General features: G+C 42.6%; 25 protein-coding genes. 17 read left to right on the plus strand and 8 right to left on the minus strand.

What is annotated here, in order from left to right; genetic code table 11:
* Positions 1-14: 14 nt before the first annotated feature.
* Positions 15-1,142 (plus strand): endonuclease/exonuclease/phosphatase family protein, encoded by a 1,128-nt coding sequence (locus FTU92_RS09070; protein WP_096901696.1) that lies wholly within the window; start codon positions 15-17, stop codon positions 1,140-1,142.
* A 345-nt stretch (positions 1,143-1,487) separates the two neighbouring features.
* Here the strand turns inward: FTU92_RS09070 and FTU92_RS09075 are convergent, their stop codons facing one another.
* The 3 genes from FTU92_RS09075 to FTU92_RS09085 all read right to left on the minus strand — a co-directional run bounded on the left by FTU92_RS09075 (position 1,488) and on the right by FTU92_RS09085 (position 5,635).
* On the minus strand, positions 1,488-2,600 hold the full coding sequence (locus FTU92_RS09075; protein ID WP_180096120.1) for a glycosyltransferase family 4 protein: 1,113 nt from the start codon (positions 2,598-2,600) through the stop codon (positions 1,488-1,490).
* A gap of 24 nt (positions 2,601-2,624) precedes the next feature.
* Positions 2,625-3,560, minus strand: a complete 936-nt coding sequence (locus tag FTU92_RS09080) for a lauroyl acyltransferase (protein WP_180096122.1) — start codon at positions 3,558-3,560, stop codon at positions 2,625-2,627.
* Between the two features lie 167 nt (positions 3,561-3,727).
* Entirely contained in the window at positions 3,728-5,635 is a 1,908-nt protein-coding gene (locus tag FTU92_RS09085) for an ATP-binding cassette domain-containing protein (RefSeq protein WP_179990480.1), read from the minus strand.
* A gap of 35 nt (positions 5,636-5,670) precedes the next feature.
* Between FTU92_RS09085 and FTU92_RS09090 the strand changes: the two genes are divergently transcribed.
* From FTU92_RS09090 to FTU92_RS09135, 10 genes are all read left to right on the plus strand, one after another.
* A complete protein-coding gene (locus FTU92_RS09090) occupies positions 5,671-5,913 on the plus strand; it encodes a SlyX family protein (RefSeq protein WP_004976120.1) in 243 nt (80 codons plus the stop codon).
* A 127-nt stretch (positions 5,914-6,040) separates the two neighbouring features.
* A complete protein-coding gene (locus tag FTU92_RS09095) occupies positions 6,041-7,006 on the plus strand; it encodes a hypothetical protein (protein ID WP_180096124.1) in 966 nt (321 codons plus the stop codon).
* A gap of 261 nt (positions 7,007-7,267) precedes the next feature.
* Positions 7,268-7,717, plus strand: coding sequence for an ammonium transporter (locus FTU92_RS09100; RefSeq protein ID WP_004976129.1), 450 nt, complete (start codon positions 7,268-7,270; stop codon positions 7,715-7,717).
* A 34-nt stretch (positions 7,718-7,751) separates the two neighbouring features.
* The gene (gene topA / locus FTU92_RS09105; protein ID WP_179991458.1) at positions 7,752-10,391 is read left to right on the plus strand and encodes a type I DNA topoisomerase; all 2,640 of its coding nucleotides are present in this window, start codon (positions 7,752-7,754) and stop codon (positions 10,389-10,391) included.
* Between the two features lie 11 nt (positions 10,392-10,402).
* Positions 10,403-11,371 (plus strand): NYN domain-containing protein, encoded by a 969-nt coding sequence (locus FTU92_RS09110; RefSeq protein ID WP_154321061.1) that lies wholly within the window; start codon positions 10,403-10,405, stop codon positions 11,369-11,371.
* A gap of 14 nt (positions 11,372-11,385) precedes the next feature.
* The gene (locus FTU92_RS09115; protein ID WP_180096126.1) at positions 11,386-12,141 is read left to right on the plus strand and encodes a hypothetical protein; all 756 of its coding nucleotides are present in this window, start codon (positions 11,386-11,388) and stop codon (positions 12,139-12,141) included.
* Positions 12,142-12,299: 158 nt separating this feature from the next.
* Positions 12,300-14,288 carry an ATP-dependent helicase gene (locus tag FTU92_RS09120; protein WP_180096128.1) on the plus strand — a complete coding sequence of 663 codons (1,989 nt, stop codon included), beginning with the start codon at positions 12,300-12,302 and terminating at the stop codon, positions 14,286-14,288.
* Between the two features lie 78 nt (positions 14,289-14,366).
* Positions 14,367-14,621 carry an RNA-binding protein gene (locus FTU92_RS09125; RefSeq protein WP_004976139.1) on the plus strand — a complete coding sequence of 85 codons (255 nt, stop codon included), beginning with the start codon at positions 14,367-14,369 and terminating at the stop codon, positions 14,619-14,621.
* 175 nt (positions 14,622-14,796) lie between these two features.
* Positions 14,797-15,300, plus strand: a complete 504-nt coding sequence (locus FTU92_RS09130) for a DUF6586 family protein (protein ID WP_004976141.1) — start codon at positions 14,797-14,799, stop codon at positions 15,298-15,300.
* Between the two features lie 103 nt (positions 15,301-15,403).
* Positions 15,404-15,682 carry a hypothetical protein gene (locus tag FTU92_RS09135; protein WP_131261040.1) on the plus strand — a complete coding sequence of 93 codons (279 nt, stop codon included), beginning with the start codon at positions 15,404-15,406 and terminating at the stop codon, positions 15,680-15,682.
* A gap of 191 nt (positions 15,683-15,873) precedes the next feature.
* Here FTU92_RS09135 and FTU92_RS09140 read toward each other — a convergent pair whose 3' ends face one another.
* The 4 genes from FTU92_RS09140 to FTU92_RS09155 all read right to left on the minus strand — a co-directional run bounded on the left by FTU92_RS09140 (position 15,874) and on the right by FTU92_RS09155 (position 19,768).
* Complete coding sequence (locus FTU92_RS09140; protein ID WP_180096130.1) at positions 15,874-17,589, minus strand: cation:proton antiporter; 1,716 nt, start codon at positions 17,587-17,589, stop codon at positions 15,874-15,876.
* 158 nt (positions 17,590-17,747) lie between these two features.
* The gene (rpmG, locus tag FTU92_RS09145; protein ID WP_004976146.1) at positions 17,748-17,903 is read right to left on the minus strand and encodes a 50S ribosomal protein L33; all 156 of its coding nucleotides are present in this window, start codon (positions 17,901-17,903) and stop codon (positions 17,748-17,750) included.
* Between the two features lie 16 nt (positions 17,904-17,919).
* Positions 17,920-18,156, minus strand: a complete 237-nt coding sequence (gene rpmB / locus FTU92_RS09150; RefSeq protein WP_004976147.1) for a 50S ribosomal protein L28 — start codon at positions 18,154-18,156, stop codon at positions 17,920-17,922.
* Between the two features lie 163 nt (positions 18,157-18,319).
* Positions 18,320-19,768, minus strand: coding sequence for a coniferyl aldehyde dehydrogenase (locus FTU92_RS09155; RefSeq protein WP_180096132.1), 1,449 nt, complete (start codon positions 19,766-19,768; stop codon positions 18,320-18,322).
* 117 nt (positions 19,769-19,885) lie between these two features.
* On the opposite strand from FTU92_RS09155, the gene FTU92_RS09160 reads away from it, so the two are divergent.
* The 6 genes from FTU92_RS09160 (at position 19,886) to FTU92_RS09185 (ending at position 24,751) form a co-directional block, all read left to right on the plus strand.
* Positions 19,886-20,587 carry a TetR/AcrR family transcriptional regulator gene (locus tag FTU92_RS09160; RefSeq protein ID WP_004976150.1) on the plus strand — a complete coding sequence of 234 codons (702 nt, stop codon included), beginning with the start codon at positions 19,886-19,888 and terminating at the stop codon, positions 20,585-20,587.
* Positions 20,588-20,678: 91 nt separating this feature from the next.
* Entirely contained in the window at positions 20,679-21,545 is an 867-nt protein-coding gene (gene purU, locus FTU92_RS09165; protein WP_004976151.1) for a formyltetrahydrofolate deformylase, read from the plus strand.
* Positions 21,546-21,806: 261 nt separating this feature from the next.
* Complete coding sequence (locus FTU92_RS09170; RefSeq protein ID WP_104853035.1) at positions 21,807-22,598, plus strand: energy transducer TonB; 792 nt, start codon at positions 21,807-21,809, stop codon at positions 22,596-22,598.
* Between the two features lie 20 nt (positions 22,599-22,618).
* Positions 22,619-23,242 (plus strand): MotA/TolQ/ExbB proton channel family protein, encoded by a 624-nt coding sequence (locus FTU92_RS09175; RefSeq protein WP_096901723.1) that lies wholly within the window; start codon positions 22,619-22,621, stop codon positions 23,240-23,242.
* The gene (locus FTU92_RS09180) at positions 23,242-23,646 is read left to right on the plus strand and encodes a biopolymer transporter ExbD (RefSeq protein ID WP_004976158.1); all 405 of its coding nucleotides are present in this window, start codon (positions 23,242-23,244) and stop codon (positions 23,644-23,646) included. Before FTU92_RS09175 ends, FTU92_RS09180 begins: the two co-directional genes overlap by 1 nt.
* 166 nt (positions 23,647-23,812) lie before the next feature.
* On the plus strand, positions 23,813-24,751 hold the full coding sequence (locus tag FTU92_RS09185; RefSeq protein ID WP_136144062.1) for a DMT family transporter: 939 nt from the start codon (positions 23,813-23,815) through the stop codon (positions 24,749-24,751).
* 146 nt (positions 24,752-24,897) lie between these two features.
* On the opposite strand, the gene FTU92_RS09190 is transcribed toward FTU92_RS09185, so the two are convergent.
* Positions 24,898-26,145: a YihY family inner membrane protein gene (locus tag FTU92_RS09190; RefSeq protein WP_179989434.1), complete on the minus strand. Its 1,248-nt coding sequence runs from the start codon at positions 26,143-26,145 to the stop codon at positions 24,898-24,900.
* Positions 26,146-26,242: the final 97 nt, after the last annotated feature.

Consider the following 26,242-nt stretch of genomic DNA (forward strand, 5'->3'; position numbering starts at 1 on the left):
AAGAGTAAAGCAAGATGATTTGGGTAAAAGGGCTTGCAATATTAGTCATTTGGTTAAGTTTTTGGTCACTGATTCCACGTGATGAATGGTGGATTCGGGGCGCAGATTTTCCACGTTTACAGATCTTGGTTTTAGGCATCATTGCCTTTGTTTTGCTACTGATTTGGGAGCAGACGTGGGATGTGTCTAGCCAAGTGATTTTAATTGGACTGATTGCGGCTTTGGCTTATCAGCTCAAAATGGTCTTGCCCTACACCTTGCTGTGGAAAAAACAGGTCAAACAAGTTCGTCCAGAACAGCTAAATCCTGAAAAACAAATTTCATTAATCGTGTCCAATGTTCTGACACCAAATCAGAAATATCATCTGTTGATTGAACATATTCAAGCCTTAAAACCAGACTTGGTATTGACTTTAGAAACTGATTTGGCATGGCAACAAGCCTTGTCTGTGATTGAAGCCGACTATCCTTATCGGGTCGCTGTGCCTTTAGATAATTTATATGGCATGCATTTGTATAGCCGTTTGCCATTAAAAGACACTGAGATCAAATTTATTCTCAGCGATGAAATTCCATCCATTCATACCAGTGTGATTTTGCCTTCGGGGCAGCCTGTACAGTTGTATTGTTTGCATCCTAAACCACCAAGTCCTACCGAAGCCAAAGATTCAGTTTTAAGAGATGCCGAATTGTTGATTGTAGGCGATCAAATCAAAGATTTAGATGAAAGCTGTATCGTAATGGGTGATTTAAACGATGTGGCGTGGTCGCGGACTACGCGCTTGTTTCAAAGAATCAGTGGCTTGCTCGACCCGCGCGTAGGGCGGCACTATATCAATACCTTTCATGCCGATTATCCTTTACTGCGTTGGTCATTAGACCATGTATTTCATAGTACCGATTTTGCATTGGTGGATATGCAGCGTTTGGCGCATATCGGTTCAGACCATTTTCCTGTGTATGTGGTATTGCAAACTGGGCGGGTGTTTGATCGAATTCAGGAAGAGCTGCCCCAAACTGATGCCGATGAGCAGGAAGCACAACAGGCGATTCAGGAGGGGATTGAAAAAGCAGAGCGAGAAGAAAAACTGGTGACCGATGAAATTGCACAACCGTATAAAGCACAGGATAAATCGGTTTAGAAATTAAACGAAAAGTGTACGAAATGGCTTACACGGATTTAGGCACATGACGCATGGTTTATTCTGACTGATCTGGTTAAGATTAATTCATCAGCACAAGGACTCGGGAACGGAATATCCCATTAAGGAAGACGACGCTGACGGATAAACATCAAGGATATGATGTAGGTAAGGAACGCCATACAATAAAATAACAATAAGTTTTGAAAGCACAACCTCATGAGCCCGAGTTTTACAGGATGTAGAACTCGGGCGATGATTTTTGGGGGACTTATTTTTTTCACTCTCATAGTTTTTAAAAAAAATTAAACTTCAATCAGCTCGATTCAGTTCTATGGTTTGGTTTTAGGCGTATTTTGACTGCAAAACTTGCTGATATAAATCTAAGGTTTGATGACACATATCTGCCAAGCTGAACAATTCAACAGGGGTGACACTTTGCGGTATTTCCAGATGCAATTGCACTGCATTGAATAAAGCCACTTGGTCATCTGCTGCGATGAGCCCTTGCGGATACAGTTGTGACAAAATTTCAGCCACACCACCACGGTTCCAGCCAATCACAGGTGTTCCTACAGATAAAGCCTCAAGTGCAGTGCGTCCAAAGGTTTCCGCCTGATTGGAAAGTGAAAGTACAATATCGCTAAACGCAAGCCACTCGCGAATGTCAGAACGGTGTCCAACAAAGGTTATCGCTTCGGTCAGATGTTTATCCCGAATATTGCGTTCCAGTTCCTGTAAATAAGCTGCTTTTTTAACATCTGCACCGCCTACAACAACAGCATGAATCTGTGGATACTGGGTTTTTAATTTCGCAATTAGATCAATCAATGTTTCATGACCTTTTAAGCGGGTGATACGTCCCGGCAAACAAATTAAAAACTTATGTTCAAGTTCTGGGAAATCTTGATAGGTTTGTTGCATCCATTGTGCCGAAGGTTGATACCCGTGCGGAAATGCAGCAGGGTCAATTCCACGATAAATACGGACAATATCTTCAGGTGGACAGTTTTGATAATGATCACGAATGTATTTGACTACACTGTCAGAAACTGCGATCACTTTTTCCGCTTGGGTCATAATTTGGCTGTAACGGTTAACTGAATAAAAACCATGTACAGTTGAAATTAAGTGTGGACGTTTTTCGGCTGGAATACCTTTTAGGGAAAAATGAGTTAGCCATGCAGGTACGCGGGAACGTACATGCACAATATCAGGTTGATGTTGCATAATCAGTTGGCGTAAAGGATGGATTTGCCACAAGCTTGATAATGATTTTTTGTGGATGGCTAACTTTAAATGAGTGGAACCTTCAGCTTCGAGTTGGTTGACCATCCGTCCGCCATTCGACACCACCAATGACGTATGTCCTTGAGCGACCAAGGCTCGGGCGATTTCGAGCGTACCGCGTTCTACACCGCCACTGTTTAATTCGGGTAATAACTGCATGACTTTCATGAATCTTTCCTTCTGCCGTACAGATTAGTAAATACTGTCATAACCTTCGGGGCGGCTCTTAAACCGACGATGAAACCACATATATTGGGTAGGAGCGATCCGTAATTGCTGCTCGATAATGAAATTGGTGCGCGTTGCATCTGCTACTTCATTTGTGCTTGGAAAATCCAGCAGTTCAGGCTCAATCAAGACTTTATATTGCGGGTTGGAAAGCTTGCCTGTACGGTAAAAATATAACGGAATTGCTGCGGCTTTGGTCATTTTAAGTAAACGACGATGCGCTGTAACTGTCGCTGCAGGTACGCCAAAAAACGGTGCCATAACACCTTGTTTTAAACCAAAGTCCTGATCTGGGCTATACCAAATGGCACGACCATTTTTTAAGTGACGGATTAAACCACGCATGTCATCGTGGTCAATTTGATGACCGTAAATGGTGGCGCGACAACGGTAAATCAGCATGTCCAGTAATGGATTGTTTTGTGGACGATAGACCACATCGGGGTCAAAATATTGCGCACAGACATAGCCGCCTGCATCTAGCAGAGTAGAATGTGTACCTAACAATAAAACCCCGCGACCATCTGCTTGGGCTTGCTGAATATGTTCTAAACCTTCAACCTGAGTACGTCCTTTAAACCACTGTGGACAGTACCACGCATTTAAGGTTTCAAATACGCCCAGCATTTGATCAACAAAGACTTGGCGAGCATTTTCATGTACTTCAGCCTCGCTCCATTCAGGAAAACACACTTCCAAATTGCGTAACGTAGTTACGCGACGTGACTTCATGCTGTTAAAGGCAAGATTGCCTAAAAGCTGCGCCAAACGATACTGAATCGCCCACGGCAAAATGGCTAAAATCATCAGGTAGACAATGCCAATCCAGATGCCCCAATATTTTGGCAACAGGAAAGACCATTGAAATTCGCCTGGTGGATATTCAGTGTGTTGACTCATAATGACCGTGTAAAGTGTTGTATCGTTGCAGTTTAGCACGAACCGATTTTAAAATTTAAAAGCATACGTCCAATGGGAAAGATGCTTAAAATGGTTTTGCAAAGCTTTGGTATTGGGGACAAGTCCTGTGCTTAAAAAGTTAGGAATAATCACTTAAGCCAATATGCTTAGTTACCATTCGCTAAGTTTTCCAGTTCGTCCCAACGCTCTAGTTTTTTCAGCAGTTCTTCATCAATTTCAGCCAAACGCTGTGAGGCTTTGGTGGCTGCATTGGCATCTGTTACAAACCAAGAACCATCCGCCAGTTTTTCAGCCAATTCGGTTTGTTCCTGTTCCAGTGCTTCAATTTCACCTGGCAACTGCTCTAAAGCACGTTGATCTTTATAGCTCAATTTTACTTTTTTGGCCGTTGGCGCTGCTGCAGCTGCTTCGGCTTTGGCAACGGCTTTTTTAACATCACTTTTTTGATCAACTACAGTTTGGTCTGGGCGTTGCTGCAAGTAGTCCTGATAGCCGCCAATATATTCATCAATATTGCCTTTGCCATCAAATACCCAAGTCGAGGTCACCACGTTGTCCATAAAAGCACGGTCGTGTGAAATCAGCAATAAAGTACCCTTATAGTCGCTGAGCATTTCCTCAAGCAACTCTAAAGTGACCATATCTAAGTCGTTGGTCGGCTCATCCATCACAATTAGGTTAGATGGTTTGAGTAGTAATTTTGCCAGTAAAATACGGTTGCGTTCACCGCCAGACAAAGCTTTAACCGGCGTGCGTGCACGTTCTGGTGAGAATAAAAAGTCTTGTAAATAACTATAGATATGACGACGTTGTCCGTTCACATCAACAAAGTCTGAACCTTCAGACACGTTATCTTTGACCGACTTTTCCAAATCCAAGACATTGCGTAATTGGTCGAAATAGGCAATTTCCAGTTGTGTGCCTGTTTTGACAGAGCCACCATGCTCAATTTCACCTAAAATGGCTTTAATCAGGGTGGTTTTACCGACACCGTTATCGCCAACTAAACCAATACGATCGCCACGTAATACCAGTGTTGAAAAGTCTTTGATAATCGGAGCTTGATTGCCAAAGGCCACTTGTAAATGTTCAATATCAAAGACCAGTTTGCCTGAGCGATTGGCTTCCTGCGCTGCCATATTGACTTTGCCTTGTTGGAAGCGACGTGCTTTTGATTCTTCACGTAAGGCTTTTAAGGCACGCACACGTCCTTCGTTGCGGGTACGACGTGCTTTAATGCCTTGACGAATCCATGCTTCTTCTTCGGCCAGTTTTTTATCAAACAGCGCATTTTGTTTTTCTTCGGCTTCTAGTTGCTGCGCCTTTAAATCTAAATAACGTGAATAGTTACCTTCGTAGCTGCGTAATACACCACGATCTAACTCGACAATGCGGGTGGCGATACTATCGACAAAAGCACGGTCATGCGAAATAAACAGTAGAGTTAAATTATTTTGATCGAGTAGGAATTTTTCTAGCCATTCAATACTTTCCACATCTAAGTGGTTGGTCGGTTCATCTAGCAACAACACGTCAGGTTGGGTGAGCAGGGCACGTGCTAACAATACACGACGTTTACGTCCCCCGGATAAATCGGCTAAGTCGGCATTTGGATCAAGTCCCATTTTACTTAAAATGGCATTGACCTTATTTTCTAGCGCCCAGCCATCAAGCTGATCTAGCTTGTGTTGCAAGTTCCCCATACGGTCACAGGCATCCATATCGCCCAATACACAGGCATCACTGGCTTCGTGATAGGCTTTTAATACTGCAGCAGCTTCACCTGCACCATCGGCCACAATATCGGCGACTTTGCCTGAATCCATGGGCACATCTTGCGCCAACATGGCAATGGTGATGCCATTTTGAATAGACACTTCACCTGCATCGGGCAGTAAACTTCCTTCAATCAGTTTAAGTAGAGTAGACTTACCTTCTCCATTACGGCCAATCAAACACACTCGTTCGCCACGTTCTAGGTTAAAATTCGCGCCGTCGAGCAAGGCAGGTCCACCAAATGCGAGTTGGACATCCCTTAAAGTAATATAGGCCATAGTGTTTCCTAAAAAATCTCAAATGAGGATTTGAAATGACTAAACAAAGTATAGATGATCAGGCGTCATTTTCCGCACCCATTGAAGATTTGCAAGTGCGAATTGCATTTTTGGACGATTTAGTTGAGCAATTGAATGAACAAGTGGTTCATCAAAGTCTGGAAATTGCTGATTTAAAGAAACAAATGCAGTTGTTATATCAGCGGGTAGAGTCGGCAGATTTGTCGGATGGGATTGCACCATTTGACCCGATGACCAATCGCCCACCACACTATTAATCAATCGTACTTAATCAACGGTATTGGTTTCCGTGCTGATTTTAATTTGACCTTTGCTGTACTTCCCGCTGTAATGCTCGGCTGCTGTGCCTGAATCTTTTAAACCCTATTGTGTCCGCTAAAGTTTATGTCCTTTAAAGTTGTGTTACTTGACCTTGAAAACAACCAGCCTACCGCGACTTTGTTGCGAGAAATTATTGAGCATCATCCGAGTGTGTATCTGTTTAATTGTGCAGGAAAATTTGAATATAACTTGCAGGATTTAACTGAGTTGGCTGGCTGGATCAGTACCGGTCAGCTTATGATTTTAGACAGCCCGCGCGCAGAGTTTAAAGAGTTTGAATATGCGGTCGTGGTGGGGCAACTGATGGCACTGCTAGAGCCAGAAACACAAGTTGAAGTGATTTCTGCGGCTGATAGTATTCAGATTTTAATGGAAATGTTGCAAGCATCTGAAATTGCCTGTCACCTGATTCATATTCAGCCTGAAACGCAGTCTGGGAAAAGCAAAAATCGTTTACCAAGCCCAATGGCAATTCGCAACAAACCTGAATTGCTGTTGGTAAAAAAGTATTGTGATGCGTTGGCAAAAATGTCAGGCAAGCCAACCAACGTAGAGGCTTTAAAAAACTCGATTGCCAATATTTTGCAACTTGAGGCAGACAAAGTGCAGCATGTGGTTGGCATGTTGATGAACCTGAAAATTGTAAAGCGAGTGGATGAGCAAATTAGCTTTCGTAAAAAAGTACTGAAGCAGTGGGTACAACTTGACTTAGATGTCGTGGAAGAATCTACGCAAGAGGCGACAGTCACTTCTACAATCGTGGCGCAAACTGAAGCCGTAGAGCCACATCCTCAGCACAGTTTATTTAAAAACTTTAGCCAAATTGACCCTGTGCAATGGGAAGTTGCCAAAAAGTTACGTGAGCTAAAAGGTGAAAAACCAAAAGATATTTATGAATTGCGTGATTTGCTGGAACGGTTATTTCCAAAATCTGATATTCGTTTATTGCTCAAAGAACTGATTGAAAAAGGCTATATTTATTGGAATGGACATGAAGTGCTATATAGTCATGAGATGTTTTTAAGCTAAGTTTTAGAATTTTTCGATTAATGGCATGAGTCGATTTAAAACCCATCTGCAAGATAGTTTTTTATCGATACGACTGATTTAAGTCATCATTTATCAACCATTTAAAGTTTTGAAAATGATGCCTTTTCACGTAAGACGATTTTAAGCTGTTTGTAGGCAGATAGACTAAAACACTTGAAATAAATAAATCACAGCTTATTTTAATCTTGCGTTTTATATTGTGCTTATGCAACTCTAATATAAGAATAGAAAGGTTGTACTATGGAAAATACTGGAATTTGGGTTGCCGTTGCCATCATTATATTTGTGATGGGCTCTATTTTTGGTCTGCGTGTCAGCCCAAGAGAAAAAGCTTTAGGATTGATGCGTGAAAAAGCCCGAAAAATGGGACTACACCCTCGTTTGGTGGTTGCGCCTGACTGGACAAAAATCCCGAAAGCCACGGAATCACGTGCCAGTATGGTGGCGTATTACAGTGTACTCATTGCCGATGCACGTTTACCGTTAATGCGTGCTTTAGTGACAGACCAAAAGCTAGAACTGTTGCATGGCGATGAGAAATTCCAAGGCTTACCCATTGCATTAAAGGGCATTTATGCTATTGATATGCAGGCAAACTGTGTAGGAATCTATTGGGATGAAGAAGCCGATCTTCGCGCAACTCAATTAGATGAGATGAAAGCCTTTTTACATAGCTTGGCTGAACGTTAATTTTTAAACCATTAAATAGGAAATACGGTTACTTATGGCGAACGCTCCTCGGTCCACATCCAAAAGCACTGCAGCCAAATCTGAAGCTGGTCACAAACGTGCCTTAGTGATTGTGGAGTCGCCTGCAAAAGCGAAAACAATCAATAAATATCTTGGTTCGGACTACATTGTGAAGTCTTCGGTCGGTCACGTGCGTGATTTGCCAACCAGTGGTGGCGCAAAAACCACAGAAAAGAAAACCACCACCCGAACCAAACTGACCGAGGCTCAGAAAGCTGAAAAAGCTCAACAAGCATTAGTCAACCGTATGGGGGTTGATCCTGAACATGACTGGAAAGCACACTATGAAGTGCTGCCAGGCAAAGAAAATGTAGTCGCTGAATTAAAAAAACTGGCATCGCAGGTCGATGAAGTCTATCTCGCAACGGACTTGGACCGTGAAGGGGAAGCGATTGCGTGGCACTTAAAAGAAGTCATTGGTGGAGATGACTCACGTTATCAACGTGTCGTGTTTAACGAAATTACCAAAAATGCGATTCAAGAAGCCTTTAAGCATCCTGCGCGTTTAGATACCAACAAAGTCAATGCCCAACAGGCACGTCGTTTCTTAGATCGCGTGGTGGGTTTTATGATTTCGCCACTGCTCTGGGAAAAAATTGCCCGTGGTTTATCGGCAGGACGAGTGCAGTCAGTTGCGGTGAAGCTGGTTGTGGAGCGCGAGCGTGAAATTCGCGCCTTTGTACCCGAAGAATATTGGCAAGTCTTTGCAGATACTAAATCTGAAAAAGATGACATTCGTCTAGAAGCGGTTAAGCAAGCGGGTAAAACCCTCAAGTTACGCAACAAAGCTGAAACCGATGCTTTACTGAACTTGATTAAAGATGCGCAATACACCGTATCTGCACGTGAAGATAAGCCGACCAAAGTCAACCCAAGTGCGCCGTATATCACGTCAACGCTGCAACAGGCTGCGAGTACCCGTCTTGGTTTTTCAGTCAAGAAAACCATGATGCTAGCACAGCGTTTGTATGAGGCAGGTTTTATCACCTATATGCGTACAGACTCGACCTTCCTGAGTGATGACGCGGTCAATATGGTGCGTACGCATATTGAAGCGGAGTTTGGTCAAAAATATCTGCCTGCTAAACCAAATCGTTATGGCAATAAAGCAGGCGCACAAGAAGCGCACGAAGCGATTCGTCCATCTAATGTTGCGCTTAAAGGCGACAGTTTGGTGGGTGTAGAGCGCGATGCACAGCGTTTATATGATCTGATTTGGCGTCAGTTCGTCGCTTGCCAAATGACACCAGCCGAATATTTATCATCGACCATTTTGGTTGATGCCAATGGTGTCGAGTTAAAAGCCAAAGGTCGTACGCTAGTTTTTGATGGCTTTACCAAAGTGCGTGGGCAAAACAAATCGGATGATGATGTGTTACTGCCTGCAGTTAAAGTCGGTGAAATTCTTAAATTAGAGAAGCTTGATCCATCACAACACTTTACCAAACCGCCTGCGCGTTTTACCGAAGCCTCTTTGGTGAAAGAGCTTGAGAAAAAAGGTATTGGACGTCCATCGACCTATGCTGCGATTATTTCAACTATTCAAGACCGTGGTTATGTCAAACTGGAAAACCGTCGTCTGTTTGCCGAAAAAATGGGTGAGATTGTTACAGATCGTCTGGATGAAAGTTTTAATAACCTGATGAACTACGATTTTACAGCAGACTTGGAAGGTCAGCTGGATAAAGTTGCAGATGGAGAACGTAACTGGAAAGACTTACTCAACAGTTTTTATGGTGACTTCAAGCAGCGTTTGACCAATGCACAGGGCGAACAAGGCATGCGCCGTAATCTACCTGTAGAGGTTGATGCAGTACATTGTAAAGAATGTTCACGTCCAATGCAGATTCGTACAGGTACAACAGGGGTTTTCTTGGGATGTTCAGGCTATAACTTGCCACCAAAAGAACGTTGCAAGGGAACTTTGAACCTGACTCCTGTCGAGTCGCTTGCCGCATTGTCGGATGATGATGCCGCTGAAACTGCAGATTTGATGTCTAAAAAACGCTGCCCAATTTGCGAAACGGCTATGGATAGTTACGTGATTGATGGTGGTCGTAAACTGCATATTTGCGGGAATAACCCAGACTGTGCAGGTTTCGAGCTAGAAGAAGGCGAGTTCAAAATTAAAGGCTATGATGGCCCAACCATTCCGTGCGACAAGTGTGATGGCGAAATGCAGTTGAAAACAGGTCGCTTTGGCCCTTATTTTGCCTGCACCAGTTGTGAAAACACACGTAAAGTACTCAAGAATGGTCAGCCTGCGCCACCGCGTGTTGATCCAATTAAAATGGAACATTTACGCTCAACCAAACACGATGATTTCTTTGTGTTGCGTGATGGTGCAGCAGGCTTGTTTTTGGCAGCCAGTAAGTTCCCGAAAGTACGTGAAACCCGTGCGCCGAAAGTCGCGGAATTACGCACAGTTGCAGAACAGCTTGATCCGAAATATCAGTTTATTTTGCAAGCACCTGATGCAGACCCAGAAGGTAATCCAACCTTGGTGAAATTCAGCCGTAAGAATCAAGCGCAATATATTGGTTCGGAAACGCCTGAAGGCAAACAAACCAAATGGTCATTGGTTTACCAAGATGGTAAGTGGGTTGAGGCTTAACACGATCTGTTATGGAGTTGAAGCCAAAAAAATTCGCCATTTTAATCGATGCAGATAACTCATCGGTCAACTCGATTGAGTCTGTATTGGAAGAAGTGGCGAAGTATGGCATCGCCAGTGTAAAGCGCGTGTATGGTGACTGGAGCAGCGAAAGTCTAAAAAATTGGCGTGATGTACTTTTACCGCACGCCATTACGCCTGTACAGCAATTTGCTTATACCAAAAGCAAAGATGCCACCGATATGATTTTAATTATCGATGCCATGGATTTGTTGTATAGCGGTGCTTTAGATGGTTTTTGTATTGTATCTAGCGACAGTGATTTCACGCCTTTAGCCTCTCGCATTCGTGAAAGTGGTTTAATCGTTTATGGTTTTGGGCGTAGTAATACGCCTGAAGCTTTTCGTAAAGCCTGCGATAAATTTATTTATGTAGAAAACTTGGTGTCCGAAGCTGAAAAAGCTGCGGTAGCAGAAGAATCTGATCAGAAAGGGAAAAATAATAAAGTTACCGATGTTGCACTCAGCATAGATAAATACACCTTGAACCTGATTTATAAAGCGGTCAAAGAAAATGCCGATGATAGTGGTTGGGCTTATTTAGGGGCAATTGGTACGTATATCAGCTCGGTCAAGCCCGACTTTGACACCCGAAACTATGGTTACGATAAACTCTCTGGTTTAATTAAAGCCTTGGGTTTATTTGAAACCAAATTACAGGGCAGTCAGATGTATTTGAGAAAGCGTAGTTTTAGTACGTTTGTCAAACTTGTCCAAAAAACCATTCAGCAACTTGCAGATCAGGCAGGTTGGGCAAAAATTTCCGAGATTATTCAACATATCGAACAAAATGATCCCTACTTTAATATTCAAAATCAGGGATTTGAAAATACACAGTCAGCTATACTTTCAATACACAGTGGTTGGTTGGAATTTTCCAGTGATCACAATCGTGTTAAAGTCGGCAAGCTGATGTCTTAATGTTGTCCTAATTCATGTGGAAAAAAATCCGAATTTTATGCTTATTGCTGGTTTTGCTGGTCGTTGCAGTCAATGCTTGGCGTGATCAGAGCCAAGACTGGAATAAGCCCATCATCGTATTGTTACACCCAATCAATGCCGATGGACGATCAAATACCCAAAACTATATCAATACATTAAATATCAATAATTTAAATTCTGCTCAAGACTATCTAAAACAAGCTTCTTTGCAGTATCGTGGGCAACCCATTGCGCTTTATTTCAAACAGGGGCGAGAATTAAAGGAGTTGCCACCAAAAGTGCCTGAGCAGGCATCACTACTTAATACTGTACTTTGGAGTTTAAAGTTCCGTTTTTACGCTTGGCAGCAACGACAAAGCAGTGATGGTACGGCAACCGTGACGCTGTACCTGAATTATTATGATCCGAGTCAAACTCAAATTTTGAAACATTCCACCGCTTTACAAAAAGGTAAAATTGGCTCGGTGAATTTATTTGCTTCTGCTGCACACAGTCAGCGCAATACCATGGTGATGGTGCATGAATTACTGCATACCTTTGGTGCCACAGATAAATATGATTTGAGCACAGGTCAACCGATTTATCCGATTGGTTATGCAGACCCAAATCAGCAACCATTGTACCCACAACGACAGGCTGAACTGATGGCGGGTTATGTGCCACTTTCGCAAAGCAAAAGTAAGATGCCTGAATCGTTACAGCAGACGCGTATTAACGAAATTACTGCCATAGAATTGGGTTGGAAATAATGTGGATAAGCATGCACTTATCCACATCTCCACAATATAACCTGTGTAAAAGTATGTGCTTGAGCATGACTTGAGTATGAATTGAGCCATTTATATTCATGGGTTTATTCCTAAACCGATCTGTTAAACTATTCATCCACCCACTACGATGAGTCACTATGAGTTTAGCCAGCCTAATTGATGAATTGAATCCCCAGCAAAAACAAGCAGCCACGACAGCACATCAACATAGTCTGGTCTTGGCTGGCGCAGGCTGTGGCAAAACCAAAACCATTGTGGCACGTGCAGCGTACTTGATTGATCAGGGTATTCCAGCCAATCAAATTCAAATTTTGACCTTTACCCGTCGTGCGGCGAGTGAAATTGTCGCACGGGTGGAGCTAGCGCTGGGCGAGCAAGCCAAAGGCTTACGTGCTTCGACCTTTCATACTTTTTGTATGTATCTGTTACGCCGTACTCCTAAAGCCTTTGGCTTAGAGCAGTTTTCAATTATTGATCGTGATGATCAGTTGATGATGTTTCGCCTCATTCGTGGAAAAGATGATAAGAAAAATCCAAGTCAGTTACCCAAGCCTCAAGAATTATGTGATTTGTATTCTTTTGCGCGGAATACCCGTCAAAAACTGAGTGTGGCTTTAGAAAAGCAACAGCCTGAATATTTGGCATTAAAAGATCAAATTGCTGAAATTATGCAGGAATACGAAAGCCGTAAACGTGCACGTGGCTTTCTCGATTATGACGATATTTTGGCTGTGGTGGCATCGGCATTGGCGCAGTCGGAAGGTCTGGTCGATTATGTCGCGTCAATTTGTCAGCATCTTCTGGTTGATGAAATGCAGGACACCAATCCTTTGCAATGGGCTTTGCTTGAGCCTTTAAAAGATCTGGTCAGTTTGTTTTGTGTGGGCGATGATGCACAATCGATTTATGGTTTCCGTGGTGCAGATTTTGAAAATATTCATCATTTCACAGAGCGCGTACCCAATGCTCAAATTTTCAAATTAGAGCAAAATTACCGTTCTACGCAGGAAATTTTAGACCTGTCCAATTGGTTGTTAGATCAAAGTGAGATTCGCTATAACAAACGGTTGCAGGCGCATCGTGGTGATGGCATCAAACCCAAAATGCATATTTTCCCGAATGAATTTGATGAAGCCAAATGGATTGCGATTGATATTAAAGAGCGACATTTCTTGCAAGGCGCGCCGTGGTCAGATCACATGGTCTTGGTGCGTTCGAGTTTTGCAGCGCGACATATTGAAGCCGCCTGTATTGCGGCAAGTGTGCCGTATCGTTTTATTGGCGGCATGAAGCTCTTGGAAACTGCGCATGTGAAAGACTTACTTAGTTTATTGCGCGTTATTGCCAATCCTTTAGATGATATTGCATGGATGCGTTTTCTCACTTTATGGAATGGCGTGGGTGATGTCGGTGCGAGTAAGTTGGCGCAGCAATTGTTACTTGAACCCACAATGGATAAGGTGATTGAAAAGCTGGAAAAATTTGGACGCTTGCCAGAAAAAACTTTATTGATCATGAAGCAAATGGATGTCTTACGCCATGAAGTTGCAGCTTGCGTCGGTTTAGGCATTGAAGCGATTCAGGAACAATTGGCTGATAACTATAAAAAAGACTGGAATCGTCGTCAGGGTGATTTTCAGTTGGTGCAACAACTGGCGGGTAAGCATGCGCAGTTAAGTGAGTTTTTAGAAGAATATGTGCTCGATCCTGTGTCTATTTCTGAAATTGAACGCCAGTCCGATACCGATGTGGTCACTTTAATCACCATCCATTCTGCCAAAGGTACGGAGCAAAAAGTCTGTTATGTGGCGAATGTGACTGCAGGGCAGTACCCGCATGCACGGGCGCAGGGCAGTTTTGATGATATTGAAGAAGAACGTCGAGTGCTGTACGTGGCTTTGACCCGTGCCCAAAATGAACTGATTTTAACCAAGCAAAATTTTAATTTATGGGCGCGTGATACGGTAGATGAACAAGGGCGCAAACTGGACAGTTATTTTTTGAATGATCTGACACGGCAGTTGTGTACGATGGAAACTCATCACCGTACCCGTCAGCAAACTGTGAAAAGTGCCTTGGTGGAACGCCAAGCGATTAATTTAGATTTTGGCATTGATCTCGATTAAACTATGCCACAAGGTTTCCTGCAAAAAGTAGAGTAGGCGAGTGCTTTTTGATGTTTTTGCCTATTTTAAGGTTGTAAGATGAAAATTTTAGTTCGTAGTTTAGAGCGTACAGTGACTGAAGAAGAATTGTTAAAGCTTTTTCAGGAATATGGCACTGTAGAATCTTGTAATTTGGTGTTGGATGCTGCAACAGGAAAATCTAAAGGTTTTGCATTTGTAGAAATGCCACATGCACGTGAGGCAGTAAAAGCCATTAAAGCGCTGAATACTTTGCGTCTGCATGGTCATGGAATACGTGTCAAAGCAGCAGAAGATAAACCTGCATCAAAATAGTTCAAAGGGAGCAAAAAATGCTCCTTTTTTATGCGTGATTTTTAGTAAAAATACGAGATTGGCACTGCATTGGTGCGCGATTTTATCGCAGTAAAAATAGTGTATTTTTTATTGGGTGTTGCAGGAAAATCGGTTTAATCTAAGCTTCTTAGAACGCTAAATTGAGGAAATGCTCATGTCCCGTGTTGCTCGTTTTCATGCAGATCGTACCAATCAGAAATTATATTTCGCCCGTCTTTCATGTCAGCAGGCCGAGCAAACCGAGCATGTTCAGCAAGCGCAGGCACATCGTGAAGCTGCGGTGTTTCATTTAAATGGCGCGGTGCTGGCTTTTTTGCAGGAATTGGTGCGGTATTATCGTTTAAATGACAGTAATCCAACCCTTAAATCAATTGAAGAATTGATGGCAGCCAAAGGGCAGATTTCCCCTGAAGTGGCAATTCTGCAGCAACTGAGCAAATCGGGCTTTATTGCAGAGTTAAAGCGCGCTTATCGTTTATGTCAGTACACGCCCGAGCCAAGTGCACCAGAACCTGAACAGGAAACGTCATCCAATTTGATTATTAAAGTCACGCAATCTCCGCAAGCATGGCTACCAGATACGAAAATTTTGCGCGAATGGCATCGTGACTTAACCCAGTTGATTGATGGTTTTCGTAATGAAATGGTGGAATTTTAAGCCGACCAAACGCCCTTGAAAAAAATCTGATCAGCCCGATATAAATATTCTAAACGATGCAAAGTGCAAGCGCCTTTGCCGCCATGTCGAGCATGGAGGATATATGTCTATAGAGCAATTGAAAGAATTATTTGGTAATCAGGAAGCAATTTTAGAGCTGGTTCAGCTTGAAGGTGGCGAGTTGGCATTGCGTAATGCAGGCTCAGAGAAAGAGCCATTGGTCAAAATCCAGTTCAATGACGAAGTCAAAGCCATATTGGGCGATCAGACGGCTGTTGTGGCACAGCACATGATTCAAGCGGCATTATTTGGCTTGTTGGAAAAGCAGGTCAATGAATGGCATGCCGAAATTGTGGATGAACAGCCGCAATTTATGAGTTAATCCCAAAAGGTCTTTCGGTGATGAGCTATCTTTAATGAATAGATTGTCTATCTGCTTTGGTTAAAATCATGGACATTATTAGATAGTTTTTCATCAACACAATGAAAGCCAATCTATACGTCAACAAAAAAAGCGCAGCTTAAACGGTGCGCTTTTTGTGATTTTGGCTATGGGTTTTAGATGAATGATGCTCAATGCGTTGGTGGCTGATGATGGGCAATTTCAATTTGATTTAAAATATAATTGCTCATATTTTTCGCCATTTCTTCTTTGGCAAAATACACTTCACCAATGTTGTCTTTACGAATTACTTCCGCTTCGGCTTTGCTTTCTGCACACACCAAAACCTGAATTTCAGGGTTTAGGGTTTTGGCAATATCCACAATTTTATGAATATCCAAAATGTCCATAGGCGAGAGAACGAGTAGTCGTGCATGTTGAATATGTGCCTGAATCAGTACACCCGTTTCTGTGGCAATGCCGCTGACTGCAGCAATGCCTTTTTCGCGTAAGTCTTCGACAATTTCACGGTTTTCTTCCGCAATCACGACCTTAATATTTTCAGCCATTAAATTTTGAGTAATGCGGCGTCCGACTTCACCATGTCCAACAATCACCACCTGATCACGTAAATAATCTTGAGAAACTTCATCGGGCAGCATGGCTAAAGGGTCATTGCTGCGTTCAAGCAAACGCGCCAAATAAGAGCGTTCCCGAATCCAGTTTTGCACAGGCTCAATCGCAGAAAAAACAAAGGAATTGAGGGTAATTGAAATGAGTGCGCCTGCTAAAATCAGGTTTTGTCCTTCTAGTGACAGCAGTTGTAAAGATACACCTAGCGTTGCCAAAATAAAGGAAAACTCACCAATTTGTGCCAAGCTCGCGCCTACGGTCAAGGCTGTATTGAGTGGATAGCGGAAGAACAAGACCAATGCCATGGCTGCAATGGTTTTACCCACCATGATAATGCCGACGACCGCTAAAACATGCAGTGGTTCTTCTATCAGAATACGCGGGTCAAACAGCATGCCCACAGCAACGAAAAACAGGATGGAGAAAATTTCACGTAAGGGTAAAGTTTCTTCTTCGGCGCGATGACTAAAATCAGATTCTTTGACCACCATCCCCGCAAAGAACGCCCCAAGTGCCATCGACACGCCAAAGATTTTATAAGCACCAAAGGCAATTGATACCGCAGCAGCGACTACCGTTAGAGTAAACAGTTCCCGTGAACCTAAGCGTGCCACAATTTGCATAATGAAGGGCACAAGGCGTTTGCCAACAATGAGCATAAAGGCAATAAAGCCTGAAACTTTCAGTAAAGTCAGTCCGAGTGTTAGCCAAATATTTTCATCATTGGTACTTTCTAAGGCTTGTCCACCCAGTAATACGGCTGTGGCAGGCAAAAGCACCAATGCCAAGACCATCACCAAGTCTTCAACTAGCAACCAACCAACTGCAATTTTACCGTTCACGGAGTCGAGCAGGCCACGATCACCCAATGCTTTTAAGAGCACAACGGTACTGGCACAAGACAGACTCAAGCCAAAAATTAAGGCAGAACCAAAACTCCAACCCCACATCATCGACACGCCTACACCGAGCAGGGTCGCCACGGCGATCTGCAATACTGCACCAGGCAAAGCAATGCGTCGTACCTGCATTAAATCATTTAGCGAGAAATGCATGCCAACACCGAACATGAGGAACATGACCCCAAGTTCTGCCAATTGGTTGGCAAGATGAATATCTGCCACAATGCCCGGTGTGTTGGGACTAATGATGACACCTGCAATCAGATAGCCCATAAGCGGTGGAAGGCGTAAGCGCGCAGCGATATAGCCAAATACCAGTGCCAAGCTAAAACCAACGGCAAGTAAGATGATGAGTTCTACATCATGAGGCACGAGAAACTCCTAAGCCATGGTGAAGGTGCGGTCAAAAGACTGAAATAAGACAAGCACAAATAGTGCCAAAAAAGAAAACGAGGAAATTTTAACAAGTGAGGCAAAAAAAGTGCAAAAAAAAACGACCTGAATAAGGTCGTTTTTTAAAAAAGCTAAAATTATTTGATTTTAGCTTCTTTGAAAACTACGTGTTGACGGATTTTTGGATCAAATTTTTTGATTTCCATTTTTTCCGGCATAGTACGTTTGTTTTTAGTAGTGGTATAGAAATAACCTGTACCAGCTGTAGAAACTAAGCGAATCTTATCACGCATTGTCCTGACTCCTTACTTAGATCTTTTGACCTTGAGCACGAAGGTCAGCAACAACCTTTTCAATGCCCAATTTGTCGATAATACGCATACCTTTAGTGGTTAAACGAAGACGTACGAAACGTTTTTCGCTTTCTAACCAGAAACGGTGGTTGTGCAGGTTCGGCTCGAACCGGCGCTTAGTTTTGTTGTTGGCGTGTGAGACGTTGTTACCAACGACTGGACGCTTGCCGGTAACTTGGCAAACCTTAGACATGGTGTAACTCCATTGATTTAGCCAACAGCAAATCTGTATGGCCAGTCAAAAATAAACGGATGAATTCATTCAAGGGGCGTTTTATATCAAAAATACGCTTAAAAGACAAGCGATTTTCTTCAAAAACAGCATGAGCGTGTTTGATAGCTCATGCCTTGATCAGTTAACGAAGAAGCGTCTTCGAAATCAATCGATGAATCGGCTTATCAAATGGGGGGAGAATGAACTTCAAGCTGTAAAGCTTCGGATTAGACATTACCGACCGTTCATGTGACAAGCTGAAAAAACCTTCTGGACCGTGATATTTCCCCATGCCCGATGCACCAACACCACCAAATGGTAAGTCATCTTGTGCAACGTGGGTCAATACAGTATTGAGTCCGAAATGCCCTGAATGGGTTCGCTGTGCGACATAGTCGGCACGCGCCTGATCAAAGTCGAAATAGTATAAAGCAAGAGGACGCGGTCGGCTATTAATAAACTCGATTACATCATCAATTTGTTCATATTCTAAGATTGGCAGGACTGGACCAAAGATCTCATTTTGCATAATTTGCATGTCTGGACTGACATTGGTCAGTACCGTTGGTGCCATTTTACGGGTTGCAGCCACATTTTCACTTTGCGGATTAATTTCAATAATATTTGCACCTCGCTCACGTGCATCTTCTAAATAGCCCTGTAAGCGACGATATTGTTTGTCATTAATAATAGAAGTGTAGTCTTGGTTATCACGAATATGCGGATACATTTCGGTCACAAATTGCTCGAAATGCTCCATAAATTCGGCAGTTTTGCCTTTAGGCAAGAACATATAGTCGGGTGCAACACAGGTTTGTCCAGCATTCCAGAGTTTACCTACCGCAATACGCTGCGCTACATCGACCATATCGCTAGATGGATGCACCAAAACAGGGGATTTTCCACCTAGTTCTAAAATGACAGGCACAAGGTTTTGTGACGCGGCAGCCATTACAGTTTTGCCGACTTCGGTAGAGCCTGTGAAAATAATTTTGTCAAAAGGCAAATGACAGAACGCATCGGAAATAATACCGCCGCCATTAATTACTGCCACCAATTCCTGTGGAAATGCTTCGCTCATGGCGTTTTCCAGTACTTTACCAAAATGCGCAGAAGCACTGGAAATTTTGATCATGGCATGGTTGCCTGCAGCCAAAGCACAGATCAGTGGGCCTAAAGACAACAGCAGCGGATAGTTCCAAGGTGCAATAATGCCAATTACCCCTAAAGGTTGATACTGTACCGATGCTTTTGCAGGTTGGTGGATAATACCAACCTGACGTTTAGATGGCTTCATCCAGTCGGTCAGGTTTTTGCTGTAATATTTGATATGTTCCAAGCAGGTAAGTAATTCACCAATTTTGGTTTCTGCAATGGCGCGGTTGCCATAGTCACGGTTAATGGCTTCGGCAAATTGATCCTGATATTTCACAATCACACGTTTTAAGCGGGCTAAGCGTTCAATGCGTTCTTTGGCACTTGGGACAGGATGACGCTGATAGGCATATTTCTGCAATGCCAAAATATCATCCAGACGTTGTAAATCGGGTGAATGTGGGGTCATTGAAGTTGTTTTTGTTTGACTGTTCATGGCATGTTACCATTCAATAAAAGCAATATAAGTTAATTTTTAGAGTATTTACTCTAATCAGTCAAGTGACTTTATGTTTTCATGCCCCCCAAATTTTAAAGAATGGTTGTTTTTAGGATGTCTCAAACCAAAACGTTGAAAACCAAAGAACGTATTTTGCAATTGAGTTTGCAATTGTTTAACGAGCGTGGTGAGCGTTCGGTAACAACCAATCATATTGCGGCAGAACTGGGCATGAGCCCAGGAAACTTGTATTACCACTTCCGCAATAAGAACGAAATTATTAAAGAGCTGATGGAACAATATCAGCAAGAAACTTTAGAAATGCTGGCTTTGCCTGAAAATCGTGGCTTAGATGCCAATGACAAAATTCGTTATTTTCAGGTTCTCAGTAGTCAGCTGTGGGCTTATCGTTTTTTGCATCGTGATGTCTATCATTTGGTCGAAACCAATGAAGATTTCCGCAAAATGTATCCACGTTTTGCAGGACAGGTCATGCAGCAGGGACAAAAAATTTATCAGGCCTTTGTGGATGCGGGTCTGATGCAAATGACTGAGTCAGAAATTGAAGCCTTGATTATCAATATTTGGATTGTGCTGACCAACTGGACGAACTTCTTATATATGTCGGGTCACATTACCGATTCAAACCATTTGGAAGAAAAATGGATTTGGCAGGCTTTACGTCAAATGCTGTTCCTTGAAGGGGCATATTTACGGGGTGAAAGTCGTGCAACCTATGAGCGTTTACTAGAAACACTAGGCACATCTGAACTGTTTGAGAGTTTATCATCCAGTAAAAATACTCAAGCCGACTAAGAGACTGAGAATGGCTATTTAGAATGTCTGAGAAACGCGCTAGAATACTCGGCTTGTTTTTCAATTTAACCAAGTAGTGACTAAAAACAACATGAATATGACGACTGCGAATACTGCACGTTTACTGATTACCTGTGAAGATAAGCCAGGTATTGTGCAGGCTGTATCGAGCTTTTTGTATCATCAAGGAGCCAACATTACCGCGCTTGATCAATACGCAACAGAAGCTCAGGGCGGGCGTTATTTCATGCGGGTTGAGTTTGAACTGGATCACTTGCAAAGCCGTAAAGAAAGCTTATTGCAAACCTTTGCTTCTAACGTGGCAGAGCGTTATGAAATGCAATGGCGTTTGGCTTTGGTCAGCGATGTGAAAAAAGTCGGCATTTTGGTGTCTAAAGTTGATCATGCTTTGCTCGAACTATTATGGCGTCATTCACGTGGTGGTTTACCATGTGAAATTACCAAAGTGGTGTCGAACCATGACACCTTGCGTGAAGCGGTAGAAAACTTTGGTATTCCGTTTGAAGTAGTGCCTGTTAATAAAGAAAATAAACGTGAAGCTTACGCTAAAATTGATGAATTGATGCAAGGCAATGATTTGTTGGTATTGGCGCGTTATATGCAAATTTTGGATGAAGAGTTTGTCTCTAAGTGGGAAATGAAAGTGATCAATATTCACCATTCATTCCTGCCTGCTTTCGTGGGCGCAAATCCATATAAACAAGCTTATGAAAAAGGCGTAAAACTGATTGGTGCAACTGCACACTATGTAACAGCAGACCTAGATCAAGGTCCGATCATTGAGCAAGATGTAGAGCGTGTAAACCACGACTTTACGGTAGATCAACTGCGTGAATTGGGTCAGGATGTGGAACGTAATGTACTGGCACGTGCAGTTAAATGGCATTTGGAAGACCGTATTATTGTAGATGGCAACAAAACTGTTGTATTTCAATAGGGTAAAAGCTATCTAAAAATCGAATTAAAACATGCCGACATGGCATGTTTTTTTATGCTAAAATTGTAATGTTATAACATTTATTTAAACTGTTTTTAAAATAGCAAATTTATTGGATGATTCACGTTTGTTATTAAAAAATAGTTGCAAATGAAAACACTTCTCATTTATTATTGCGTTACTTTAATTGTGCTAACCGATCAGTTTGATCGTTCGGAACTGTGATGGTTTGGCAATTGCTTTTGAAGGTCGCTGACTTTAATGAACCAATCTCCCAACGCTATGCTACAAATGCCCAATGCCATGAAAAAGAAAGTTGTGACGGCTTTAGCTGTGGTTGCATTAGGTCATGTCGGTGTGTTGTGGGCATTGGGGCAAATGCAAACTCCGACCTTAAAGCCCATAGAAAAAGAACCTTTAAAAGTACGCTTTGTAAAAATTCAAGAACAGCCTAAACCGTTGCCACCGCAACCTAAGGCTGAACCACAGCCTGAAAAACCCAAGCCTCAGCCTGTAAAAGAAGTGCCTGTGGTAGAAAAACCGTTGCCACCGCCACCGAAAAAAGTAGAAAAAGTACAGCAAGTTAAAAAAGCAGAAGCCCCTAAACCCGTGGCGAAGCCCGTAGAAAAACCAGTCGAACGTGTGGTGCAACCTGCACCTGTAGCAACGGTGACTGAAACTAAAGTGGTACAGCCTGCACCGAAACCGACAGTTGCACCTGTTGCGCCAGCACCTGCTCCTGTCGCACCTTCTGCTCCAAAAACAGTGTCGATTGGCGGCTCAGGCGTGCAATGGAGTCGTTCTCCAAAACCTTCTTATACCAATCGTGATTTACAGGGAGAAACCCGTAACGTGGTGGTTCGGATTGAAGCCAATGAAAAAGGCGTGATCACCGATGCTCAAATTACGCGTTCTAGTGGTGTACCTGCTTTAGATCAAAAGATTTTACGCGCAGTGCGTAGTGCAAAATTCAAACCGTACAAAGAAAATGGCGTGGCTTATCCAATTCGTGCTGAGCAGCCTTTTGAATTGACATTGAACCCTAACGGCTAACCTTCAACAGGAGTTCGAGTATGAACTTTTCCGTCTATTGGCAACACGCAGATGCAGTCAGCAAAACGCTGTATTTCGTGTTATTGGCGATGTCGATTGCGACATGGACCATCTTCGCATTACGTTTGATAGGCACGCGCCAATTGAAGCAACAAGCTTATGCTCAACTGTCACAGGCTTTAAATCAGCTTAAAGCAAAACTGGTGCCCTTAAATTTTGAGCAGCGTAAAGCGGTTGCTGAGCAAGCCTTATTGCGTCAAATTTCGGTAGAAAAAGCATCGGCAGAAAAAGGCGTATCGGTACTGGGTACAATTGCGTCATTAGCACCGTTTGTGGGTTTGTTTGGTACAGTTTGGGGTATTTTCCATGCACTCGTTGCGGTTGGAAAAAGCGGTCAGGCGGGATTGGCTCAAGTGGCAACGCCTGTTGGTGAAGCGTTGATTATGACGGGCTTCGGTTTGGCGGTGGCGATTCCTGCCGTGATTGCTTACAACATTTGTTCGCGTGTGAACCGTACCTTATCTACAAATTTGCAAGATCATGCACATAGTTTGTTGATTGACACCATGTTGCAACAAGATTCTTCTGTTCAAAGAACTGAAGTGAATGCAACACAACAAAGTTTAGTGGGAGGTCAGGTTTAATGGCTTTTCAATTGGGTGAAGACAACGATTCAGGCATGAATGAGATGAACCTTATTCCCCTGATCGACATTATGTTGGTATTGATGATCATCTTTTTGGTGACAGCGACCGTTGCCAACCCATCTATACCATTAACCTTACCGCAAACCAGCGCAGAAATTGTTGATTTACCGCCTGAGCAAATTCAGGTCAGTATCAATGCCAATGGTGAAGTGGCGTGGGATGATCAAATCATTAGTTTAGATGAGTTGCAAACCCGCTTTAATGATGCTAGTCAGCAAGCTCAACAGCCAACCGTGGTGTTAAGAGCAGATAAAGATGCGCGTTATGATACTGTGGCGCAAGTGATGTCACGTGCGAGTGAAGCCGGACTCAGTGATATTGCTTTCGCAACAGATGATTAAGTTAATCCTTAAAAATTAGCGATCTATTTAGGTCGCTTTTTTTATGCAAAGTCGCGCATAATGCCAAAACTCCTCAAGTACTCAATGATGTTGAATATCCAAAAGATTTAGGTTGAGTCCGCTGCTTACTTTAAAGTCTATTTTTTATCTCAGATCAGGTTCAGCCATGAGTTCACGCCAAGCACTTGATGCAAAAGCCAGCAGTATGATGCTAATTTTGTGTGTTTTTTGGGGTTTGCAACAAGTGGTGCTAAAAGTTGCTGCGGCAGATATTTCACCCTTGATGCAATTGGCACTGCGTTCAGGCTTGTCTGCTGTGATGGTGTTGCCTTTGTTATTGCTTGCAAGAAATACACAATGGGCTTCGACTGAATATCTGCCTGCAGGCATATTGGTGGGTATTTTATTTGCCGCAGAATTTTTTATGTTAGGGCAGGCGATTCAATATACTTCTGCGTCGCATGTGGTGGTTTTACTATATACCGCGCCTATTTTTGTGGCTTTAGCGTTGCATTGGAAACTACCTGCAGAGCGTTTATCTCGCTTGCAATGGGGCGGGATTCTGTTGTCTTTTGCTGGCATAGCGGTGACTTTTTTATGGCGTGATACTGTGCAACAAGAGAGCCACCAAAACTTCAGCCAGATGCTTTTTGGCGATTTACTTGCGCTGAGTGCAGGCATACTTTGGGCAGCCACAACTGTTGCGGTACGTCTAAGTCGTTTATCGGAAGCCCCTGCAACACAAACTTTGTTTTACCAATTGATGGGTGGTTTTTTGATTTTACTGCCGATGGCATGGTGGATGGGACAGGCTGAAATTCATTGGACAGCCTTAGCCATAGGCAGTTTGATTTTTCATGCGGTATTGATTTCGTTTATTAGCTATCTCGCTTGGTTTTGGTTGCTGAAACAATATTTAGCATCCAGTTTAGGCGTGTTTTCATTTTTAACGCCATTATTTGGCGTATTGTTTGGTGTATGGTTGTTGAATGAAAGCTTGAGCCAAAGTTTTATGATTGGGGCTGTTTTGGTCATGCTGGGGGTGTTGATGGTGAATGCTCAATGTTGGTTTAAACATAAAACCCAAGTACTAAAAAGAAAATAAGTATTTGCAGCTTTTCCATGAACTTGAGCAAGACTCAACATCAGCAATGTTGTCATGTAAAAATCATCTTCAAATAACCTAGTAGCTCAATACGGGTTTAAATTTGAAGATGGGTGATATTTAAAATCTAGCGAGCGCGTACAAGATTATTTTTCTTCAAAAATCTTAGAGAGCGGAATCGACAATTTGGCAGCCAAATAGTCATCGGTTTCACTGAGTACGGGGCCAAGTTTTTGCATCCATTCATCATCAGGATAGACATTGGCCAAGTCCTGACGACGTGGCAATGAATACGGTAGCTGTGAATAAAAACTCCAAAAATCTACCTGAGATAAATTGCGCACCAAAACAAATTCATCATTTTCAGTACGTTTAATTAAATTTTGTTGTTCTAGCATCAGCACATAAGACGGCCAGCGCCCAATTTCATTACGTCCCAATACATCTAAGGCTTCAGTTTCAGTGACACTTTCTCCGCGCATTTGTTTTTTGTAAAACAATTCCAGTAAGTCCAATAGCATGAGCAGCGGATGGCATTTTTTTTCGCGACTGGCTTCAAAAGCGGTCAAGGCATAACTAATTTCAACACCTAACAGCACAATATTCCAAGACAGGAAAATCCACAGTAAGAAAATAGGTACGGCAGCAAAAGCACCATAAATAATTTCATAACTGGTGAAGTTGGACATAATAAAACCAAACAGGTTTTTCAAAAATTCAAATACAACAGCACTGAAAACCCCCGCAATTAATGCGGCTTTAATAGGTACACTGCGGTTGGGAATGGTCCAATTCAGAATAAAAAAACCTAAAATGGTTAGGGCAAATGAAATCAGCCATAAAATAAATGCGCCATTGAGTTCATAACCTGCAAAGTTATTACTCAGCACATTCATAGATGCCAAAGTTGAGGAAATGACAAAAGCACTGCCCAGTAAAATAGGGCCTAATGAGATAATGGTCCAGTAACGCATAAAACCCATAATGCCGCCACGGGTTTCCTTAACCCGCCAAATTCGGTTAAACACAGTTTCAATACTGGTCAGCATCATCACCGTGGTCACGAATAAAAACAAAATCCCGATGACGGTTAAGTTGCTAGATTTGTCGGTAAAGGCATTTAAGGCTTTATCAAAGGCGATGGTGGTTTTAGGTAAAAAGTTGCTGTAAATCAGTTGTTGTAATTGTTGCCGTGCAGGTTCGAGTGCCTTAATGGATGAGATGATCACCAAAAATACGGTGAGCATAGGTACAACGGCAAACAGGGTAGTGTAGGTTAAAGAGCCTGCTTGTTCACGGCAGCGATCTGCTTCAAAGCGACGCAGCACAAATAAGACAAATTGAAACCATTGTTTGTCATAAAAAGGCAGTTTCTTTAAATACTCAACGATCATACAGTGGCTGTCTCAACTTTTTTAATCATCTTTATCTGTTTTCATGGTTAAGCTTAACCAAAAAAGCAGCAAAATACCGTATAGTTTTCATTTTTAG

The sequence above is a fragment of the Acinetobacter sp. YH12205 genome (genome assembly GCF_013418125.1).
GTDB classification, from domain to species: Bacteria; Pseudomonadota; Gammaproteobacteria; order Pseudomonadales; family Moraxellaceae; genus Acinetobacter; species Acinetobacter towneri.

What these genes read in the sequence shown, in the direction of transcription:
- purU (WP_004976151.1), top strand. Translation starts at nt 20,679, where the DNA reads ATGAATATGACGACTGCGAATACTGCACGTTTACTGATTACCTGTGAA.
- FTU92_RS09075 (WP_180096120.1), bottom strand. Translation starts at nt 2,600, where the DNA reads ATGAAAGTCATGCAGTTATTACCCGAATTAAACAGTGGCGGTGTAGAA.
- FTU92_RS09160 (WP_004976150.1), top strand. Translation starts at nt 19,886, where the DNA reads ATGTCTCAAACCAAAACGTTGAAAACCAAAGAACGTATTTTGCAATTG.
- FTU92_RS09095 (WP_180096124.1), top strand. Translation starts at nt 6,041, where the DNA reads ATGTCCTTTAAAGTTGTGTTACTTGACCTTGAAAACAACCAGCCTACC.
- FTU92_RS09125 (WP_004976139.1), top strand. Translation starts at nt 14,367, where the DNA reads ATGAAAATTTTAGTTCGTAGTTTAGAGCGTACAGTGACTGAAGAAGAA.
- FTU92_RS09110 (WP_154321061.1), top strand. Translation starts at nt 10,403, where the DNA reads ATGGAGTTGAAGCCAAAAAAATTCGCCATTTTAATCGATGCAGATAAC.
- FTU92_RS09190 (WP_179989434.1), bottom strand. Translation starts at nt 26,145, where the DNA reads ATGATCGTTGAGTATTTAAAGAAACTGCCTTTTTATGACAAACAATGG.
- FTU92_RS09185 (WP_136144062.1), top strand. Translation starts at nt 23,813, where the DNA reads ATGAGTTCACGCCAAGCACTTGATGCAAAAGCCAGCAGTATGATGCTA.
- FTU92_RS09100 (WP_004976129.1), top strand. Translation starts at nt 7,268, where the DNA reads ATGGAAAATACTGGAATTTGGGTTGCCGTTGCCATCATTATATTTGTG.
- FTU92_RS09170 (WP_104853035.1), top strand. Translation starts at nt 21,807, where the DNA reads ATGAACCAATCTCCCAACGCTATGCTACAAATGCCCAATGCCATGAAA.
- FTU92_RS09175 (WP_096901723.1), top strand. Translation starts at nt 22,619, where the DNA reads ATGAACTTTTCCGTCTATTGGCAACACGCAGATGCAGTCAGCAAAACG.
- FTU92_RS09130 (WP_004976141.1), top strand. Translation starts at nt 14,797, where the DNA reads ATGTCCCGTGTTGCTCGTTTTCATGCAGATCGTACCAATCAGAAATTA.
- FTU92_RS09085 (WP_179990480.1), bottom strand. Translation starts at nt 5,635, where the DNA reads ATGGCCTATATTACTTTAAGGGATGTCCAACTCGCATTTGGTGGACCT.
- topA (WP_179991458.1), top strand. Translation starts at nt 7,752, where the DNA reads ATGGCGAACGCTCCTCGGTCCACATCCAAAAGCACTGCAGCCAAATCT.
- FTU92_RS09155 (WP_180096132.1), bottom strand. Translation starts at nt 19,768, where the DNA reads ATGAACAGTCAAACAAAAACAACTTCAATGACCCCACATTCACCCGAT.
- FTU92_RS09135 (WP_131261040.1), top strand. Translation starts at nt 15,404, where the DNA reads ATGTCTATAGAGCAATTGAAAGAATTATTTGGTAATCAGGAAGCAATT.
- rpmG (WP_004976146.1), bottom strand. Translation starts at nt 17,903, where the DNA reads ATGCGTGATAAGATTCGCTTAGTTTCTACAGCTGGTACAGGTTATTTC.
- FTU92_RS09115 (WP_180096126.1), top strand. Translation starts at nt 11,386, where the DNA reads ATGTGGAAAAAAATCCGAATTTTATGCTTATTGCTGGTTTTGCTGGTC.
- FTU92_RS09090 (WP_004976120.1), top strand. Translation starts at nt 5,671, where the DNA reads ATGACTAAACAAAGTATAGATGATCAGGCGTCATTTTCCGCACCCATT.
- FTU92_RS09080 (WP_180096122.1), bottom strand. Translation starts at nt 3,560, where the DNA reads ATGAGTCAACACACTGAATATCCACCAGGCGAATTTCAATGGTCTTTC.
- FTU92_RS09120 (WP_180096128.1), top strand. Translation starts at nt 12,300, where the DNA reads ATGAGTTTAGCCAGCCTAATTGATGAATTGAATCCCCAGCAAAAACAA.
- FTU92_RS09180 (WP_004976158.1), top strand. Translation starts at nt 23,242, where the DNA reads ATGGCTTTTCAATTGGGTGAAGACAACGATTCAGGCATGAATGAGATG.
- FTU92_RS09070 (WP_096901696.1), top strand. Translation starts at nt 15, where the DNA reads ATGATTTGGGTAAAAGGGCTTGCAATATTAGTCATTTGGTTAAGTTTT.
- rpmB (WP_004976147.1), bottom strand. Translation starts at nt 18,156, where the DNA reads ATGTCTAAGGTTTGCCAAGTTACCGGCAAGCGTCCAGTCGTTGGTAAC.